Source organism: Thiothrix subterranea (assembly GCF_016772315.1).
Classification (GTDB): Bacteria; Pseudomonadota; Gammaproteobacteria; order Thiotrichales; family Thiotrichaceae; genus Thiothrix; species Thiothrix subterranea.
In genome coordinates this window covers 3663060-3681187 of the sequence record NZ_CP053482.1, presented here as the reverse complement: position 1 = coordinate 3681187, position 18128 = coordinate 3663060, and the positions used below count along the sequence as shown (strand labels likewise).

At 51.0% G+C, this 18128-nt stretch carries 17 protein-coding genes and 1 pseudogene; 2 read left to right on the top strand and 16 right to left on the bottom strand.

Annotation, left to right across the window (positions count from 1 at the left end):
* Nucleotides 1-6: 6 nt before the first annotated feature.
* From HMY34_RS18155 to HMY34_RS18145, 3 genes are all read right to left on the bottom strand, one after another.
* Complete coding sequence (locus HMY34_RS18155) at nucleotides 7-783, bottom strand: CorC family transporter (protein WP_228287912.1); 777 nt, start codon at nucleotides 781-783, stop codon at nucleotides 7-9.
* Between the two features lie 110 nt (nucleotides 784-893).
* The gene (gene ybeY, locus HMY34_RS18150) at nucleotides 894-1352 is read right to left on the bottom strand and encodes an rRNA maturation RNase YbeY (protein WP_202716826.1); all 459 of its coding nucleotides are present in this window, start codon (nucleotides 1350-1352) and stop codon (nucleotides 894-896) included.
* Nucleotides 1349-2257: a PhoH family protein gene (locus HMY34_RS18145; RefSeq protein WP_202719247.1), complete on the bottom strand. Its 909-nt coding sequence runs from the start codon at nucleotides 2255-2257 to the stop codon at nucleotides 1349-1351. The genes ybeY and HMY34_RS18145 overlap by 4 nt, the downstream gene beginning before the upstream one ends.
* A 251-nt stretch (nucleotides 2258-2508) precedes the next feature.
* On the opposite strand from HMY34_RS18145, the gene HMY34_RS18140 reads away from it, so the two are divergent.
* Both HMY34_RS18140 and HMY34_RS18135 read left to right on the top strand, forming a co-directional pair.
* Nucleotides 2509-3651, top strand: coding sequence for an FIST signal transduction protein (locus HMY34_RS18140; RefSeq protein WP_202716825.1), 1143 nt, complete (start codon nucleotides 2509-2511; stop codon nucleotides 3649-3651).
* Nucleotides 3638-5461 (top strand): response regulator, encoded by a 1824-nt coding sequence (locus HMY34_RS18135; RefSeq protein ID WP_202716824.1) that lies wholly within the window; start codon nucleotides 3638-3640, stop codon nucleotides 5459-5461. Before HMY34_RS18140 ends, HMY34_RS18135 begins: the two co-directional genes overlap by 14 nt.
* Nucleotides 5462-5475: 14 nt before the next feature.
* Here HMY34_RS18135 and murB read toward each other — a convergent pair whose 3' ends face one another.
* From murB to HMY34_RS20610, 13 genes and pseudogenes are all read right to left on the bottom strand, one after another.
* Complete coding sequence (gene murB / locus HMY34_RS18130; RefSeq protein WP_202716823.1) at nucleotides 5476-6486, bottom strand: UDP-N-acetylmuramate dehydrogenase; 1011 nt, start codon at nucleotides 6484-6486, stop codon at nucleotides 5476-5478.
* Between the two features lie 97 nt (nucleotides 6487-6583).
* Nucleotides 6584-7534, bottom strand: a complete 951-nt coding sequence (ccoP, locus tag HMY34_RS18125; protein ID WP_202716822.1) for a cytochrome-c oxidase, cbb3-type subunit III — start codon at nucleotides 7532-7534, stop codon at nucleotides 6584-6586.
* Between the two features lie 2 nt (nucleotides 7535-7536).
* Nucleotides 7537-7764 carry a cbb3-type cytochrome oxidase subunit 3 gene (locus HMY34_RS18120; RefSeq protein WP_202716821.1) on the bottom strand — a complete coding sequence of 76 codons (228 nt, stop codon included), beginning with the start codon at nucleotides 7762-7764 and terminating at the stop codon, nucleotides 7537-7539.
* 48 nt (nucleotides 7765-7812) lie between these two features.
* A complete protein-coding gene (gene ccoO / locus HMY34_RS18115; RefSeq protein ID WP_202716820.1) occupies nucleotides 7813-8571 on the bottom strand; it encodes a cytochrome-c oxidase, cbb3-type subunit II in 759 nt (252 codons plus the stop codon).
* A gap of 17 nt (nucleotides 8572-8588) precedes the next feature.
* On the bottom strand, nucleotides 8589-10037 hold the full coding sequence (gene ccoN / locus HMY34_RS18110) for a cytochrome-c oxidase, cbb3-type subunit I (RefSeq protein WP_202716819.1): 1449 nt from the start codon (nucleotides 10035-10037) through the stop codon (nucleotides 8589-8591).
* Nucleotides 10038-10192: 155 nt separating this feature from the next.
* Entirely contained in the window at nucleotides 10193-10552 is a 360-nt protein-coding gene (locus HMY34_RS18105; RefSeq protein ID WP_202716818.1) for a diacylglycerol kinase, read from the bottom strand.
* An 8-nt stretch (nucleotides 10553-10560) separates the two neighbouring features.
* Nucleotides 10561-13158, bottom strand: a complete 2598-nt coding sequence (locus HMY34_RS18100; RefSeq protein ID WP_202716817.1) for a DEAD/DEAH box helicase — start codon at nucleotides 13156-13158, stop codon at nucleotides 10561-10563.
* A gap of 245 nt (nucleotides 13159-13403) precedes the next feature.
* Nucleotides 13404-13805, bottom strand: a complete 402-nt coding sequence (locus tag HMY34_RS18095; RefSeq protein WP_202716816.1) for a putative toxin-antitoxin system toxin component, PIN family — start codon at nucleotides 13803-13805, stop codon at nucleotides 13404-13406.
* A 23-nt stretch (nucleotides 13806-13828) separates the two neighbouring features.
* Entirely contained in the window at nucleotides 13829-14038 is a 210-nt protein-coding gene (locus HMY34_RS18090) for a hypothetical protein (protein WP_202716815.1), read from the bottom strand.
* Between the two features lie 62 nt (nucleotides 14039-14100).
* Nucleotides 14101-15618 carry a site-specific DNA-methyltransferase gene (locus HMY34_RS18085; protein ID WP_202716814.1) on the bottom strand — a complete coding sequence of 506 codons (1518 nt, stop codon included), beginning with the start codon at nucleotides 15616-15618 and terminating at the stop codon, nucleotides 14101-14103.
* Nucleotides 15619-15638: 20 nt separating this feature from the next.
* Nucleotides 15639-16472: a hypothetical protein gene (locus HMY34_RS18080; RefSeq protein WP_202716813.1), complete on the bottom strand. Its 834-nt coding sequence runs from the start codon at nucleotides 16470-16472 to the stop codon at nucleotides 15639-15641.
* 19 nt (nucleotides 16473-16491) lie between these two features.
* Nucleotides 16492-17850: a UPF0149 family protein gene (locus HMY34_RS18075; protein ID WP_202716812.1), complete on the bottom strand. Its 1359-nt coding sequence runs from the start codon at nucleotides 17848-17850 to the stop codon at nucleotides 16492-16494.
* A gap of 15 nt (nucleotides 17851-17865) precedes the next feature.
* Nucleotides 17866-17970, bottom strand: a pseudogene (locus HMY34_RS20610) (SEC-C metal-binding domain-containing protein); the annotation flags it as partial.
* Nucleotides 17971-18128 lie beyond the last annotated feature (158 nt).

The following is an 18128-nucleotide window of genomic DNA, read 5'->3' as shown; positions in this document are numbered from 1 at the left end:
AGCGGATTATAACGCAGGCACTTCCTCAGAACATGAATTTTCCGTGTGGGGCAACACTTCCAGCAACAAAATACGCCGCGAATCGCTGCGCAACACCCGGAATAACCAACCCATTAACACGAGTTCCTCGCCTTGACGCGGGATTTTACCCAACTCATGGATCACAATTCCCGCAATCGTATCGAATTCTTCGGTATCGAATGCCGTGCCGACGGTTTCGTTGAATTCATCAATCGGGGTCATGGCCTCGACGATGAAACGCCCGTCTTCTTGTGGCTGGATATTGGTGGAAATGTCTTCTTCGTCATCGTGCTCATCGTCAATGTCACCGACAATCTGTTCCAGCACGTCTTCAAACGTTACCAAGCCGGAAATACCCGCGTATTCGTCGATGACCACCGCCATGTGGTTGCGGGTTTTGCGGAACTCGGTCAGCAAGCGATTCAAACGCTGGCTTTCGGGGACAATTAAGGCAGGGCGGATAATGTCATCAATTTTGAACTCTGCTTCGCGCCCGCTGTATTTGAGCAAATCTTTTGCCAGCAATACCCCCACCAAATCATCGCGGTCTTCATCCACCACGGGATAGCGCGAATGTTCGGTTTCGGCAATGCGAGCGAGAATATCGGTGAAATCATCTTCGTGGTAAATGAAGTTGATTTGTGAGCGTGGCACCATAATGTCGCGCACTTGAAGCGCACCAAATTCCAGCACGCCTTGCAACATTCCCACCGTTTCCCCTGGCAGGAGGTTTTTTTCGTTAGCCCGTTGTAAATCGTCCATCAAATCTTCCCGACTTTGGGAAGTAAGATCGAGTTTGTTAATTAACCATTGTTTCCATCGCGGTCGAGGTCGCGAGTCACCTATGTCAGTTTTCATTGGTCCTCTGGGGATTAGTGATAAGGGTCGGGAAAGCCGAGTTTCAGCAGCAAAGCGGTTTCTAACGCTTCCATCTCTTCTGCTTCGGTATCCGTTATATGGTCATAACCTTGTAAATGCAACAAACCATGTATCAGCAAATGCGCCCAATGTTGGGTGGCAGTTTTGCCCTGTTCGGCAGCTTCGCGCTCGACCACAGGCAAACAAATAATCAGATCACCGAGGTATTCGATGTCATCGTCATCCTCTGGAATCGGTGGCGCATCGTAAGGAAACGACAATACATTCGTCGAGTAATCTTTGTCACGATAAGTGCGATTGAGTTCCTGACTTTCGGCCTCATTGACAATGCGCACCACCACACCGGCTTCCGCATCCGCCGACCACGCCGCTTGCGCCCAGCGTAATAAATCGGCTTCGGCAGGAATCGTTGTGTAAGCTTCCGGGTTTTGAATATCGAGTTCTAGGCTCATGCAGCACGATCCCGCTCAAAACCTTCATACGCTGCCACAATCTTTTGCACCAATTTGTGCCGCACCACGTCACGCCCGCTGAACCAGTTAAAACTAATGCCTTTAACATCTTCAAGAATTTCAGCCGCTTGACGTAAGCCAGACGTTTGATGACGGGGTAAGTCAATCTGCGTAATATCGCCGGTAATCACGGCGGATGAGCCAAACCCTAAGCGGGTCAGGAACATTTTCATTTGTTCCGTGGTGGTATTTTGCGCCTCATCCAGCAAAATAAACGCATCATTCAAGGTGCGCCCGCGCATATAAGCCAATGGCGCGACTTCAATCACATTGCGCTCAATCAGCTTATTAACCTTTTCAACACCCATCATCTCGTACAAAGCGTCATACATGGGGCGCAAATACGGGTCGATTTTTTGCGACAAATCACCGGGCAAAAAACCCAAACGCTCCCCCGCTTCGACCGCAGGACGTACTAGCACCAAACGCCGCACTTCATCACGCTCCAAGGCTTCGACTGCGCAGGCGACTGCCAGCCAAGTCTTGCCCGTACCCGCAGGGCCAATCCCAAACGTGACATCGTGGGTGCGGATATTTTGGATGTACTGACTTTGCGCTAAACCCTTGGGTTTGATGTAACCGCGCTTGGTGCGGATGCGCACATCATCGCCGGTATTGGCTTGCACCTTGTCGAGATTGGCTTCTTGCAGGAACAGATGAATGCTTTCCGGGCTGAGAACGGTTTCAACCGTTTCGCGATAAAGGTCGTGCAATAGATTGATGGTTAACTGTGTGGTCAGCGGCGTTCCGGTAATCTGGAACAAATTGCCACGATTGCTCAGTTCAACGCCGAGACGGTGCTCTAATTGACGCAAATGTTGGTCAAATTGACCACACAAGTTCATTAAACGCTCGGTATTCGCAGGTTCAAGCTCAAACTGAACGGTGTGCCTGTCACTTTCCGTTGCAGCAGTGGTTTTAGTAGTCAAGAAGACAGTAAATTCCATAAAGGGATGATTGTTAAAGTATAGCCACAGCCTTACCTAGGTTCAACCGTTCCGACAGATGGTAGGGTAATCGCGGTCAATCTTATGATATTATTTTGATCAAGCAGAATGTATTAAAATAATGACGATGCACATCCGGGGGAACCACCGTGCAAGTGACGCTAAGCTTTTTTACGCAGGCTACAGGCTGGCATAAGCCTTTACCTGACGTTGACTCATCCCAGACATTGGTATTGGTATTCAGCCCTCCCGATGGTGAACAGTACCAAACTGCCATAAAACACCTACATACCCACTATCCACAAGCAGTGATCGCGGGTTGTTCCACTGTTGCCGGTATTTTCAATGAGCATTTGCTCGAAAATGCTGTCGTGGTTGGCATTATTCGCTTTGAAACAAGCCGTCTGGCTTTTACCAGTGCGGAATTACCGCATGCAGACGATTCTTTCCAAGCAGGCAAGCAAATTGCGACCACACTCAATGCACCTGATCTTAAAGGAATTTTTGTTCTAACCGATGGGCTTAACACCAATGGCAGTGCATTAATTCGGGGTATGGCTTCGGTGGTTAATGAAACCAAGGTTACGATTGTCGGCGGTTTAGCCAGCGACAAGATGCAGTTTGTATCCACATGGGTATTAGACCAAGGGCAAGCAGTTTCACAGCGCGTAACAGGTGTCGGCTTTTATGGCAAAGAACTGGTTTTTACCAGCTACGCCCGCGATGGTTTCAAGCCGTTTGGCCCTGAGCGCGTCATTACCCGCTCAGCAGGCAATACCTTGTATGAAATTGATGGGCGTCCGGCCTTACAGCTCTACAAAGAATACCTTGGGGAACACGCTAATAATTTACCCGCCATGGCCTTGCACTTCCCGTTGGCTATTTGGAACGACACCAAAAATCATTACGTGGTGCGTACCGTGGTGTCGATTAATGAAACGGATGATAGCTTAGGGTTTGTCGCCGATATTCCACAGGGCTACAGCACACAATTGATGTACGGCAGTTTTGACAATTTGCTGGATGGCGCGGAAACAGCCTCGCGCAGCTTAGCCGAGCGGCTGCCGCCACAAACTCCCGTCTTTGCGCTGACCATCAGTTGCTCAGGGCGCAAACTCGTCATGGGCGATGATACGGATCAAGAATTAGAAGCCACGCTCGACAATCTTCCCGCCGGTAGTCAACAGCTTGGCTTTTACTCCTACGGTGAATTAGCACCCAATGCATTCGGTGGGCGTTGCTGCCTGCACAATGAAACCATGACCTTAACGGTGATGTATGAAGGAAGTTAAACCCCTCCACAAGCGCTTGCAAAAACAATTAAAGCGCAGCGGCTTGCTCCAGCATGGCCTGCCAGATGATCAAAACAAATGGCAACATTTTCTGCACCAAATCGACCTCTCGTACACCGGCACCAGTGACGCGCAATATTTATTGGAACGCTCACTGGAAGTGTCGTCGCAAGAAATGCGCAAACTGTACGACGATCTCAAGACCGAAACCGAACAACGCATCGAAGCGCTGCACAAGTCCGAGCAAAAAACCCGCTTCATGGCAAATATGAGCCACGAATTACGCACACCGATACACGGTATTTTGGGTTCTTTGGAAATCGTGAAAGACACAACGCTGGATCAGCGCCAGAAACTATTCGTCGACACCGCGTATGCCTCCTGCGAAGTCATGCTGGATGTGATTAACAATATTTTGGATTTTTCCAAACTCAAAGCGGGGGGTATTGAGCTGGAAATTATCGAGTTTTCCCCGCGTGAATTGGTGGAAAATATCAGCAGCATTATGTCGACGATGGCACAGGAGAAAAACCTCGAAGTCCAATGCTACATCCCCGAAAACATTCCTGAGCGCGTTCAAGGCGACCCGGCTCGCTTGCGGCAAATGTTGATGAATCTGGTGGGCAATGCCGTCAAATTCACCGAACGTGGCGAAGTCTATACCGGCTTGGAATTGCTGGAAATTCGCGATAATAAAGCCGTGTTACGCTTTGAAGTCCGTGATACTGGCATTGGCATTCCGCTTGCCATGCAAAAAAGCGTGTTTGAATCGTTTGTGCAGGTCGATGCCTCCATCAACCGGCGTTACGGCGGCACCGGCTTGGGTTTAACCATTGTGCGTGAATTTGCGGAAATGATGGGCGGTCGCCTTGGGCTGGAGAGCGTTCCCGGTCAGGGTACAACGTTCTGGTTTGAAATCACCGTCCCCATCACTGAAAATCATGCATTGGGCAATGCTAACTACCATTTGGAAGGCCGCCGCATTTTGGTGGTGGATGACAATGAAACCAATCGCCGGATTCTGGAAAATTACCTGCAAGCTTGGAAAGCCGAAGCCGTTATCGTCAGCAACGGGCATGACGCTTTGCACAAACTGGAAGAATCCATCACTCAACAACGACCAATCGACCTCATGTTGCTGGACTGGTTTATGCCGCAAATGGATGGCATCGCCCTCGCCAAAACCATCCGCAGTGATAGCCGCCATGACCAAACCCCGATTGTGATGCTCACCTCTTACGGCATTTCACTCGAAAAACAACAACAAGCGGGCGTGCAAGCCGCCGTTACCAAACCCGTGCGCTCCATCACCTTGCGGGATATATTGCTGGATACGTTACGACGTCACGCGCTTGATTATCAGCCTAAACCAACGGCTGCGCCCGCGCCAGCTTTCCCGAATATCGTTTTGAAATCCGTCACTTCGTTTCCACCGGCGATTTTGTTAGCCGAAGACAACTCCGTCAACGCGCTGATTGCCGTCACCATGTTGGAAAAGCTCGATATTCACGTGGATCACGTCACCACCGGCAAATCAGCACTCAAAGCCTTGCGCAATCGCCCTTACCAACTGGTGCTAATGGATATTAATATGCCAGAAATGGATGGCTACACCGCGACCCGCTACATCCGCAAATGGCAAAAAGAGGGCATTATCAAGCAACATATTCCAGTAATTGCCATGACTGCCAATGCACTCAAAGGCGACCGCGAACGCTGCCTAAAAATGGGTATGGATGATTATCTGGCAAAACCCGTCAAACAAGACGAGCTGCTCAAGGTTGTCGAACAATGGCTACAGCGGGACTGAACACAGGTGCGCCCCTAGCGAATCACCCGTGGTTCTGGCTCTAAGGTAATTCCGAATTTATCCTGCACCGACGCAATAATCGCTTGGGCAAAATGCCACACCTCTGCACCCGTGGCATTGCCGTGATTCACCAAGACCAACGCATGTTTAGCGTAAGTGCCTGCATCACCATCGCGTTTGCCTTTCCAGCCGCATTGGTCAATTAACCAACCTGCTGAAGTTTTCACCTGATCGTGCTGAGGCCAACCGGGTATGTCAGGGAATTGCACTTTGAGTGTTGCCCATTGCGCAGGCGCAATTAACGGGTTCTTGAAAAAACTGCCCGCGTTACCGATTTCAGCGGGGTTCGGTAATTTGCTTTGGCGAAGCTGGATAATGGCATCGCTGATCAATCGCGCATTTAACGTTTTGCCTGCTAATGGCTCTTTCACGCCAGCATAGTCAATTTTCCACTGCGGCTGGCGCGGCAAGCGAAACACGACTGCCACAATTAACCACCTATCCGGCTCTACCGATTTGAAATAGCTATCACGGTACGCAAAACGGCATTCTTCAGCACTGAAATCGCGGATTTCTGCGGTGCGCCAGTCTAAGGCTTGCACTTCATACACATGATCCTTCAACTCGACGCCATACGCCCCAATGTTCTGCATAGGCGCTGCCCCGACTGTTCCCGGAATCAACGATAAGTTTTCCAGCCCTGCAAAGCCTTGCGCAATCGTCCATTGCACAAATTCATGCCAATTATTACCTGCTCCGGCGCGTACATAATGGTAATTCTCATCCTGCCCCAGTACTTCCAAGGTTTCCAAGCGCACTTGCACCACTAAACCGGGGTAATCATTGACGAACAACATATTGCTGCCGCCGCCCAGAAACAATAGGGGTAAATCCGGGTGTTCCTGTTGCCAAGCCATGAGCGTGCGCACCCCACTCAATTTGTGCAAGGTACAGAAATAACGGGTTTGTGCCGCTAGGCCAAACGTATTGAGTGCTTGCAGGGAATAATTTTCGCGAATCTTCATGAGGAAATCGTTTGTCTATCCATTTGTTTATTAACAGTTCATAACGCAAAAAGGCCGGAACAAATCCGGCCTCTATTATACTTGAAAACAGTTTGTCTTACTGTGCGCCAGCACCGCCAGACATCTGTTGCAGGTAAGCAACCAATACTTTGATTTCAGTATCAGACAGGTTACGACCGTCTTTACCGAACACCGGCATTTGGCGCTTAACACCGTTATGGATGACGGCTTTCACCGCTTCCAATTTGGCTTCAGGGGTTTCTGCTGCGGGCAGGTTAGCAATTGTCCAAACTTTATCAGTCAGGTTAGCGGAACCTTGTGCGTGCATTCCTTTGCCTTCTTTGGTGTGGCACATGTAGCACCCACCCGTTTGGCCTTGGAAAATCTTCTGGCCTTCGGCAGCGGCGGTTGCATCCACTGCTGGCTCACCAGACAAGGTTAACACGTAGTTTGCCACTTGATTCAATTGTGTTTCGTCAAAGGTCTTGCTGTACGCGGGCATATAACCCATGCGCCCATAACGCAGTGTATTCTCGATGGTGCTAGTGTCACCACCCCACAACCAGTCATCATCCACCAGATTCGGGTACATCCCAACCACACCTTGACCACCAGACTGATGGCAAGCCGCGCAGTTGTCACCGAACATCCCTACGCCGTAAGAACGCACGAAAGAAGACATATCCGGGTCTTGCGCAATCTGCTGGTAAGAAGCCGCGCCAACTTTGGCGAGGTATTCTTGCTGCTTGATCGCTTCCGTACCGTTTTGCATGTCGTGAGCTAATAGCGCACGCATGTTCCAGTGGGTGCTTTTCTCTTCGCCAGCATCAGTCTTGTAGGTAATCTCATTACCAATGCCTTTCAGGTAGGTCTTACCGATTGGCCAAGACGGGTACATGACCCAGTAAACAATCGTAAAAATGATCGTGCCGTAAAATGTCCACAACCACCAGCGTGGCAAGGGGTTGTTGAATTCTTGCAGTGAATCATCCCAAACGTGACCAGTGGTTTCTGCGCCAGTCAAGGGGTCTTTAACAGGAGTAGCCATAACTATTTCTCACCTTTCGCTTGGGAAGCCGCCTCTGCTGCTTTGACGCGCTTATCAGCTTCATCTTCATCCATCAGCGGCAGGTAGCGATAAGACTCAAGTCTTTCGCTACGTCTGCGGCTGGAATAGTTGTAGATGATAATGCCAACAAACGTCGTAAAAAAGATCAGTAACGCAACAGTCTTGCTATTACCCATATCCAGTATCCACGTCCAGAAGTCTGTCAGCATTTGATCCTCACCTTGTCAACAGAGGCTACTATCCAGTAGCACAGAAAATTAACGGAATTGAATGAAGTGATCTTCATCAAACTTCTTAAAGTCAACCATCGTACCCAGTACTTGCAGGTAAGCAACCAAGGCATCCATCTCACTGATGTTAGATGAATTACCGTCGTAGTTGCCTGCTTTGGCCTGTGCAATCAGGTTGGCTTCTGCTTGATTAATGTCGAGAGTCTTCGCGACTTCCGCACCAAAACGCTTCACGTTATCTTCGTATTCAACCGTGGTTTGCGAGTAAGGCACGCCTACCCGTTTCAACGCCACCATACGATCTTGAAGATCAGACAAATCCAAATCCGACGTCTGCAACCAAGGATAGTTAGGCATAATGGATTCAGGCACCACCGAACGCGGTGCCGTCAAATGCTGAACCTGCCATTCATTGGAATACTTGCCACCGACACGCGCCAAATCCGGGCCAGTACGCTTGGAACCCCATTGGAATGGGTGATCGTACTTGGACTCAGCAGCGAGTGAATAGTGACCGTAACGCAGATCTTCATCACGAAACGGACGAATCATCTGTGAATGGCAGAGGTAGCAACCTTCACGGGTGTAAATGTCACGACCACGTTGCTCCAGCGGGGTGTAAGGACGCACGACTTCTAAACCAGTCGCCGGGTCTTTTACATCTTCCACTGTTTCATTGATGTAGTGCAATGGCACAATTTCCACCAAACCACCGATACTGATAGCAACCAGGGTCAGGACAATCAACAGCCCCGAATTGGTTTCGATACTTTCATGTTTAAACATATCTCAACTCTCCCTGATTACGCTTTAGCAGCAGCAGTAGTGGCAGGAACACCTTCTTCCTGTTTTGCACGCGAAATGGTCATATAAATGTTATAAGCCATCAACAACATACCCGACAAGAAGAACAAGCCACCAACCGCACGCGCCACCAATGGGCCATGCATAAACGCAACCGTTTCAACGAAGGTATACGCCAAGTTGCCGTATTCATCAAAGGCACGCAACATTAAGCCTTGACCGATACCCGATACCCACAATGCAGTGATGTACAAGATAGTACCGATAGTTGCCAAGAAGAAATGCGTGTAAACCAATTGCATACTGTACAGCGTGGTGTTCCACAGACGCGGAATCATGTGGTAGAAGGAAGCGAAAGTGATCATAGCAACCCAGCCCAATGCGCCGGAGTGAACGTGACCAACCGTCCAGTCAGTGTAATGTGACAGCGCGTTAACGCTCTTCAATGACATCATCGGGCCTTCAAAGGTCGACATACCGTAGAATGACAACGCCGTAATCATGAACATCATGATAGGGTCAGTACGCAACTTATCCCATGCACCAGAAAGCGTCATGATACCGTTGATCATACCACCCCAAGATGGCATCAATAACATGATGGAGAAAGTCGCTGCCAAGGTAGATGTCCAGTCAGGAATCGCCGTCCAATGCAAATGGTGACTACCTACCCACATGTACATGAAGCTTAGCGCCCAAAAGTGGATGATAGACAAACGGTAAGAATAAACCGGACGACCTGCTTGCTTAGGTACGAAGTAATACATCATCCCCAAGAATGCCGCTGTCAGGAAGAAACCTACTGCGTTGTGACCGTACCACCACTGCGTCATCGCATCTTGTGCACCGGAGAACAAGCTGTAAGACACCGGAGACGTCAAGCTGATCGGCATCGCCAAGTTATTGAAGATGTGTAACAGTGCCGTCGCCAAAATGAATGACATGAAGAACCAGTTAGCCACATAAATATGCGGCTGGTTGCGTTTCATCAGCGTTACTGTGTAGATCAGGAAGTAAACCACCCAAACCACGGTAATCGCCAAGTCAACAAACCAAACCGGTTCAGCGTATTCACGCGCTTGTGTGAAACCTTGCAGATAGAGTAAACCCGCAACGAGGACGGATAAGTTCCAACCCCAGAACGTGAAGTTCGGCCAGAAGGTGCCACCCGCCAGACGCGCCTGACAAGTACGCTGCACAATGTAGTAAGAAGTTGCGAACAGCGCATTACCACCGAAACCGAAGATAACACCGCTGGTGTGTAGCGGACGTAAACGCCCGAAAGTGATCTGGGCAATATCGAAGTTCAGAAACGGCCAAGCCAATTCTGACGCGATATACACACCGGCAGTCATGCCGAGGATACCCCAGATGATCGAAGCTATCGCGAATTTCTTCACGATATCATAGTTATATTGCTCTGAAGAGAGTGCAGCACTATGAGCCATCGTTTGCCCTCTGGATTAACAAGATTGAAAAAATAAAAACACTGTAATGTGCGGCAAGCATACAGCAAAAAACCCGATAAGAAAACGTTAATACTGTGTGAAAACACGCACTCTAGCAGGGCATGGTGCACCTAATGCACTCAAATTGACTTAGATCAAGAAAGCATGAATCCCCAGACGATAATGACATTGAAAATGGCGATTGTTACCGCAGCCGACCCCATGTCTTTCGCCCGACCAGAGAGTTTATGGCGCTCCATGCCGGTACGATCGACCACCGCCTCCACCGCAGAATTCAACAACTCCACAATCAACAGCAGCAAAACACTGCCAATCATGAGGGCTTTTTCCACCCCATTTTCGCCTAACCACAAGGCCAGTGGGAAAGCAAGCGCCATAACCCACACTTCTTGGCGAAATGCTTCCTCGTGTTTATAGGCGGCACGGAAACCTTGCCATGAATATTGCGCTGCTTTAATGATGCGGGTGAGTCCGGTGTTACCGCTGTAAGCCATGTGTGTTCCTAATGAAAAAGCTGATTAAGTTGTTGGTAAATGTTCTTGCCTTGTGCGTCTTTTGCCAAGGCCAGCAGAAATAATCCGCCGCTTTGTTGCGCCCACTGTTGACCAACCGCCGCTTTTTCGCGGGCATCGTCAGCGGTTTGCAGGTGTTCGCCTTTGTATTCCACCACCACAGTACGCCCGTCGTGGAGTTCGGCGATGAAATCGGGGTAGAAATAGCCGCGAGCTAGGGGCAAGCGGAAGGATGCGGCTTCGCGGTTGACCAGATTGCGTATCCAGTGTTTGACCTGCGGATGCTGGTCGAGGGCTTGAGCGCATTCAAATTCTTCGCCGCTGTTTTTCAGGTCTTCGATTACCGGGTAATAGTGTTTTGAAAACGTATATTTACCACGATAGAACGGCACTCGCGCTGGGTACAAATCTGGTTTGAATTCGTAGCGATAAGTCTCCGAAACACCCAACAAGCTGGAATCTTCAAACAACCAATGCTGAAAACCCTGCTCCGCTGCCTTGTTACGGCAAAACGCAATGCGGTCTTTAATGGCACGCGCCAGCAGGAATTTGCTACGCACCAGTGCAGTGAGGGAAAAGCCGCGCACCTTGGTTAAATGCCCCACCAGTTGCACCAGCCAGCGGATCATCTCGCTTGGGCTAACATCGGCTTGGCGCACCTCCCGATCCAGCCAGCGCACCAACACGGTGTCGTCAATATCGAGTTCGATCAGGTTGAGGTTCGGGGTTTCGCCCTGCTCTGCCAGTTTGTAGCTGACATGACCACCTTGCAGGAACACCTCAAACACGCGCCCGGATTCGCGGATTTCAAACTGCGGCAGTTCCACCGGGAAATCCAGCAATGACCAACCGCCTTGGGTGTAAAGGTAGGATTCGGGTTCGAGCAGGCGCAGTTGGTTTTCTTCGCGCACACACAACAAGGGTAATGGGGCAAATACTTCGCCGCGCATTGCCGGGGCAAGTTGGGCTTTGACGCGCAGGTTGTGCTGTTCCACCTGTTGCTTGACTTCGAGCTTTTGTTTGCCGGTGAAGCCTTGCAGGATCAGCGTTGCGGTCGGTTCGTCGATCAAGCCCGTAACCGCGAGTTGTTCGCCGTTATTGAGGGTGAACTCGCTGGATTCTTCGGCAATCGCAGGGCGTGATGACGGGTTTTCTGTGTTATCAAACAGGCTGTACTGGTTGCCGTGTTGCAGGTGTTGCGGCAATTCCAGCGGGTCGAACCCCATGCTTTGCACCATTTTGTCGGTCAGCGCGGCAGCGGCTTTGGCAAAGTTGGGGGAAACCAGATGGGCGTAAGCACGGTTCAGGGCTTCGTGCTGGCGGCGTTGGGCATACGGCATCCGCAACACGCGCCCCAGCAATTGTTCCGCGTCTTTGCTGGATTTTACGTCTTTGACCGAGCAGAACACGTAGGCAAATGAGCAATCCCAGCCCTCTTTCAAGGCTTCCACAGTGATAATGTATTCAATCGGGCAGGCGGGGTTGAACAGATCAATGCCGTCGAGTTCGCGCTGGTTGCCGGTGACGATGGCGATTTGCGGCGCGGCAATGCCGAGTTGTTCGATCAGGAAGGTTTTCAGCACCTCAAAAGTGACTTCACCGCTTTTGTTTTCGGCTTGGAACAAGGCAATCGGGCGCACGGAATCGCCGGATTTTACCGCTTCTTGCGCCAGTTGTTTGCGGGTCAACACTGCGTCACGCACCGCGCCTTCCCATTCGTGGTGTTCGCTGAGCATGATCGGTAGCTTGATCATATTGGCGGCTTTCAACTGCGAGGCAGAAACGTGATGCAGCACGTTGGAAGCGGATTCGCGGCTGGTATCCGGCGTGGCGGTCAACTCCAACACGCACGCGGGGTGGATGCGTTTGAGGGTGTCGAAGGTGAGTTTGGTGCGGGCGTTGTGGGCTTCGTCCATGATCACCAGTGGCTGTTTAAGTGCCAGCAGGTTGGCGAAGGAATATTTGATGTTGCCGAGATTCGCAGCGGTCAAACCGTTGGGCTTGAGGTCGGCTTCGCTGACTTTTTCCAAGCGTGCGTCGTGCGGGCTGATTCCGGCAAAATGCGGCTCGAAATCTTCATGGTAGGCATAGACCTTGCGTCCGCTGGTGTCTTCGACGCGCAGGGTGGCAAGTGTGCCGACCACAATGATGGCTTTGTTGCCAATGTCTTGCTTGCGGATGCGAGTTACGTCGCCAATGTCCAGCACCATTAAACGGTCTACACCGAATTCGTCTTCGAGCGCAGCGCGGTAGGGGTGTCCCGGTTTTTGCAGGGCTTCCAGCGTTTGTTCGCGGATGGTGTTGGTGGGAACTAGCCACAACACAATCGGGTAATCTTGTTCCAGATAGGCGCGTTTGGCGATGCCGACGGCGTAGGAAGCCAGCACGGTTTTGCCACCGCCAGTGGGCAGGCGCAGGCACACATACGGCACTTGCGCGAAACTGTGGTGCAAATACGGCAGCGGCTGGCGGTTTTGGCGGTGCTGGGCACGAGTGAATGCCTCCTCCACTGGCATCAGGCGGGCTTCTTCGAGGAATTCACGCAGGATTTGCAGCGTTTCGTTTTGGTAGTTTTTTAGCTCGAACATGATTTCCCTAGGCACAACATGACTTTTCCTCTGCGGCTTCGCCGTTACCCCTCACCCCAACCCCTCTCCCTCAAGGGGCGAGGGGCTAAGAGTAAGAGGCGGTCTTTATTCCTCCCCCTCGCCCCTTGAGGGAGAGGGGGTTGGGGGGTGAGGGGTTGTTCGGAGGACGATGGTTAAAGTATACCAAAGCCTTCACTTCAACCCCACCCGCACATCATACGGTATCTGCTTACACCTGCTGTGGGTTAAAGATCGAGAAACGCTTTTGCCGTCACGATGGGGATACTCTGAAATACCTTCATATCCAGCAAGTCCTTGTCACCGCTGATTAAGTATGTCGCTTGACTAGCCACCGCCAATGACAAAAACATATCGTCTTTCGGATCGCGGCAAGCTCTCACCTCAAGGGTTGGCTCGCTTTGTTGGGCTTGCAGCGCAAATCGCTGGATAAACGCCGCGCGATTTTTGGTACTAACGTAACGGTCAAACTTGGGAAACGCCAATTTAACGATAAGCTCTTGCAAGGTTGCTGCACTGTAAACAACCCTGCCCTGCCGAAAGGCTTTTTGAACAGCCTGACCTGGCGTGGAATGGACTGACAAGGCGTAGCTGATAAGAATATTGGTATCAACAACAAAAGCAGGCATTTATTTTCCTTTTCGACAACGAGTCAGTCTTGCAGCAGCTCTTGCAGTTTTTCGTCAGTTAACCCATTTCGTTTGGCTTCGGCGGTCATTTCCGTCGCTATTTCGTCCAAGTTACGCTTATCCCCCAACATCAGCAGCGCAAGTTGTAAGGCATTGAGAATAAAATTATCTCGATTCGGTAGCTGGGCTACCCTGTTGCCGATGTCGTTAGGCAATTCAATCGTGAGTTGCATCGTCATTTCCTCGGTTACAATCTATTGGCTCATGATAGCCAGTTTTACAGGAATCGGCTAATTCACCCCACCCGCACATCATACGGTATCTGCTTGAACGTTATCCCTTCCGCTGCCAGTCGCCCTGCCCCGAAGCGACTGGTTTCGCCGTAAATCACGCGCTTGCCGGGGTGTTTGGGCAGCCCGTCCAGCACGGTTTGCGTGAGGACGTTGCCACCTTGCGGGCGGCGGTCGCCGAGGATGCCGTTGTAGAGCAAGTAATACGCTGTGCCGTCGTGGATGCCGAGCAAGGGGGAAAGCGTGTCTGGGGCGATCCACGGGGTGCGGGTTTCCAAATACCAGATGTAGGCGGCGAGGGTGGGGAAACGAATGGCTTTGTCGATCATGCCGTACTCGTCGAAGACGGTTGCGCCGAGGCGACAGAAGGTGAATCCGCCGCCGCCCTGCCAGTTGACGGCTTTGGAAATGCCGCCTTGTTCGCCGTCCACCACTTTTTGCAGGCGCGGCTGACAATGCGTCACCGCGTGGTCGCCCATTTCTACGCCGATGTAGTGCCGACCCATTTTGTGCGCTACCGCTGCGGTCGTGCCTGACCCCAAAAACGAATCCAGCACCCAATCGCCCGGATTCGTCGCAATATGCAAAATCCGCTCAATCAACCGCTCCGGCTTCGGTGTGTCAAAAATATTATCTCGCCCAAACAATGTTTGAATTTCTTTTTTAGCCTCATCAGTATGTCCCGCCTCTTCGTGACCCCACCAAGTATTCGGTACGATACCCTGAGCTTCCGCTAAATACTGCTTAAACGCTGGTGCGCCATCACCCGACTTACCAAAATAAGCCAAACCCGAAGCCACTATCGCCAACCACTGATCTTCGGTACGTGACCAATGACGACCCGGCGGCGGAACTCTCACTTTCCCATTAGAGGTTATGATCGGATACTCTAAGTTAGGTCGTATATTAGGCGCATCCCAAGGAATTGCCCGCCACGCACCCTTCGGATCATTATCAGGATTGGTGTATTGTTTTGCCTGTTCATCGGTGCGTTGCAATTTATTACGACGCAATTTCCACACGTCAGGATCAATTGCGTAAGCCAAAATAAAGTTGTGTGAAACCGACAAACTGGCATCGTTGGAACGTGAATAACGGCTTTGCCAAACGACGTTGGCGATGAAATTTTTGCGCCCGAAAATTTCGTCGAGCATGACTTTGAGGTAGTGGCCTTCGTGGTCGTCGATGGACACCCACAAGCTGCCGTCTTCGGCGAGCAGGTCGCGCAGGAGTTCGAGGCGCGGGTACATCATCGACAGCCATTGGCTGTGTTCGAGATTGTCGTCGTAATGCTCAAACGCGGAGCGCGTGTTATACGGCGGGTCGATGTAGATGCACTTAATCCGCCCCGCATACAACGGCAACAACGCTTTGAGTGCTTCCAGATTATCGCCCTGAATCAGCAAATTAGGGTTAGGTGTTGCGCCATAACCCAACGCAGGCACGCATTCCAGCAAACGGTACGGCACGAGCCGCGCCGTCTGGAGGGACGCGGGTTTATTCAGCCAATCAAGCAGCGGCATGAGATTCCTTGGTGAGGCAATCAATCATCTTCCCGCTCCAGTAGCTTATATGCCCTGTTCACAGTCAGCCCCATCTTGCGCAGCATTTTATACAAGGCATCTTTATCAACGTTGTCAGCGGTAGCCTGTTCCGCCAAATCCAGACTCATTTTGACCAAACTAAAGACCGGAGAATACAACGCAGGATACGCATCCCCTGCCTTTAACTGTTTAGCTTGCGCCTGAAGCACGCGGATTTCTGGCTGCCAATCTTTGATGGCTTGCTTCTTGGCTGGACGCGCCAACAAGGTAGCAGATGGCACGTCAAAACTGTCGATGATGCGATTATTCTGTTTGGCTTTGAGGTAAGCATCCTTGATATTACCGCTAATACCCCGACCAAAAGACACATTGTAGCCATGAAGTAACCCGTCATAGACGATCTTACCCTTGAATGGCAACAATACCGCTTTAACCAATGCGGGCAATTGTGCGGAATAGAACATCTCATCCAATGCTTCGTACAGTCCTTGTACGCCATACACTGCCTCGGTCTGATAAGAAACAAAAATGGTGTGCTTCTTCAGAAACCGTTCAATATAAAAATCACCCTGCAAAAAGCCCTTCCACTGACTAACAATAGCCAACTCTTCTGTAGTAAAGCCGCTGGGATTTTCCGCCACAAACTTGTCGATCAAATGGGAATTATCGTAAACCGCCTGCCTGATAACCGATTTATCCTCAAGACTGCAATCATCCTTATAACGCGCCACATCACTGAGTTCTGGGCATATCCCCAGTTCCTGCTTGACGTAGAACTGCAACGCCCACATCAGCTTGAAAAACAGGTCGGCCTCTTCCGTGGATAATTTCATGGTGTTTTCCTTCAAGGGTTTAGTGCAAACAACATTTCTTGTACTTCTTGCCGCTACCACACGGGCAAGGGTCATTGCGCCCGGCCTTAGGAGCGGTATGCACCATCGGCGGTGTCGCCACCTTCCCACCACGTCCCAATCGGCAAATCTTCCGCACCGTCTCATTCAAATGCCGTTCTTGCGCTTTAGCTTCCGCAGCGGACATACTAAAACTATACAGCTCGTTATCCGCCACATCCTCAAGCACAATCAATAATGGCATAACACCGGGAATACCCACCACCGGAACGCCCCCAACATCCGCACCTTGCAAAAACCCCGCACACCAACTGCCGAACTCAATGAATTTCTGCCCCTCTAACTCTCCCCTTGCAAAAGTGGCAGTAAAGTTATCTACGTCTTGTAATTCCTGCATCACCCAATTATGCAGCGGCATCATCAGCTCAAAAAACACCTGAAGCGTCTGCATATCAGGCCACTCTGGCTCAAATTCCGCCCCGCCCCAAATTTCAGGCAACCATTCCGAAGGCTGGACAGGCTCAGGCGCACACCCAATCGCCGTAAAAAAGCCATGCAATTCAATAAAGGATTCAAGCGAAGCCTCAGTACTGTAAAAGTTGAGAAATTGCCCAATCCGCTCGTCCCACTCCTCAAGACTCATATCCTTCGCCACAGGTTCAAGCGATGGCGGCGGGAACGACTCATCCTTAACCCATCCATAATCCGACCGGGGTGTATCACGTTGTTCACGTATCCCCAAATCCATTTCCACATCTTCCAGATCGCCATGAAAACTTATATCGACTTTGTTGCGTGCGTAGGCTTCCCGAATAACCTCGACGACTTCAACCGCTTTCATCTCCACCAAGCCACTGACGAGGCTGCTATTCACCCACTCGTCATCGTCCGTACCCGCCTGCAAACTGCTGGCGAACACCGCCATCACCTGTTCACGCCACCCGGCATCACACCTAACCAATTCGATCAAGGCATCCACAGCTATGCTTCTGGCATACTCGGCATTAGCCGCATCGAGGATAAAGGCTTGCAACGGCTCGATAGCCGCGCCGCCCGCTGCGGCAATAACCTTAGGTAATTCAACACTTGCCCAATCATCTTCCGCCAAGGGATTCAGCGTCAGCAATAATTCGTGTAACCCGGCGGGCATCAGCGGCTGCAACGCCCGCCAAGCATGAAGGGGAATCCATACGTCATCACCTTCGGGATCCAACAAGCTAACATCACCCACCAACGCCGCCAAAGCAGGTGCATCCGCCGCAGTGAACCCGCATCCTGAATAATCAGGCCACGGCTGCCTAGGATCTTGCTCACCGAATGCTGCCAACTTATCGAGAATGGTTTGTCTATCCATAGCCATTTCATCAACCTCCTGTTACGGCATACAACATTTTTTATACTTCTTCCCGCTACCGCACGGGCAAGGCTCATTGCGCCCAATCTTCGGCTCGGCACGAATCACCTGCTCCACCAGCGGCGCATCATCCTCGTTCTCATCATCCGCGTCGTCCTCTTCCACCTTATAACTAGGGCGCGGCGTATCGCGTTTGGTGCGCAAGCCCATGCCCAGCTCCACATCTTCCAAATCACCGCTGACCGTCCAATCCACCTGATCTTCCGCAAACGCGACCCGAATCG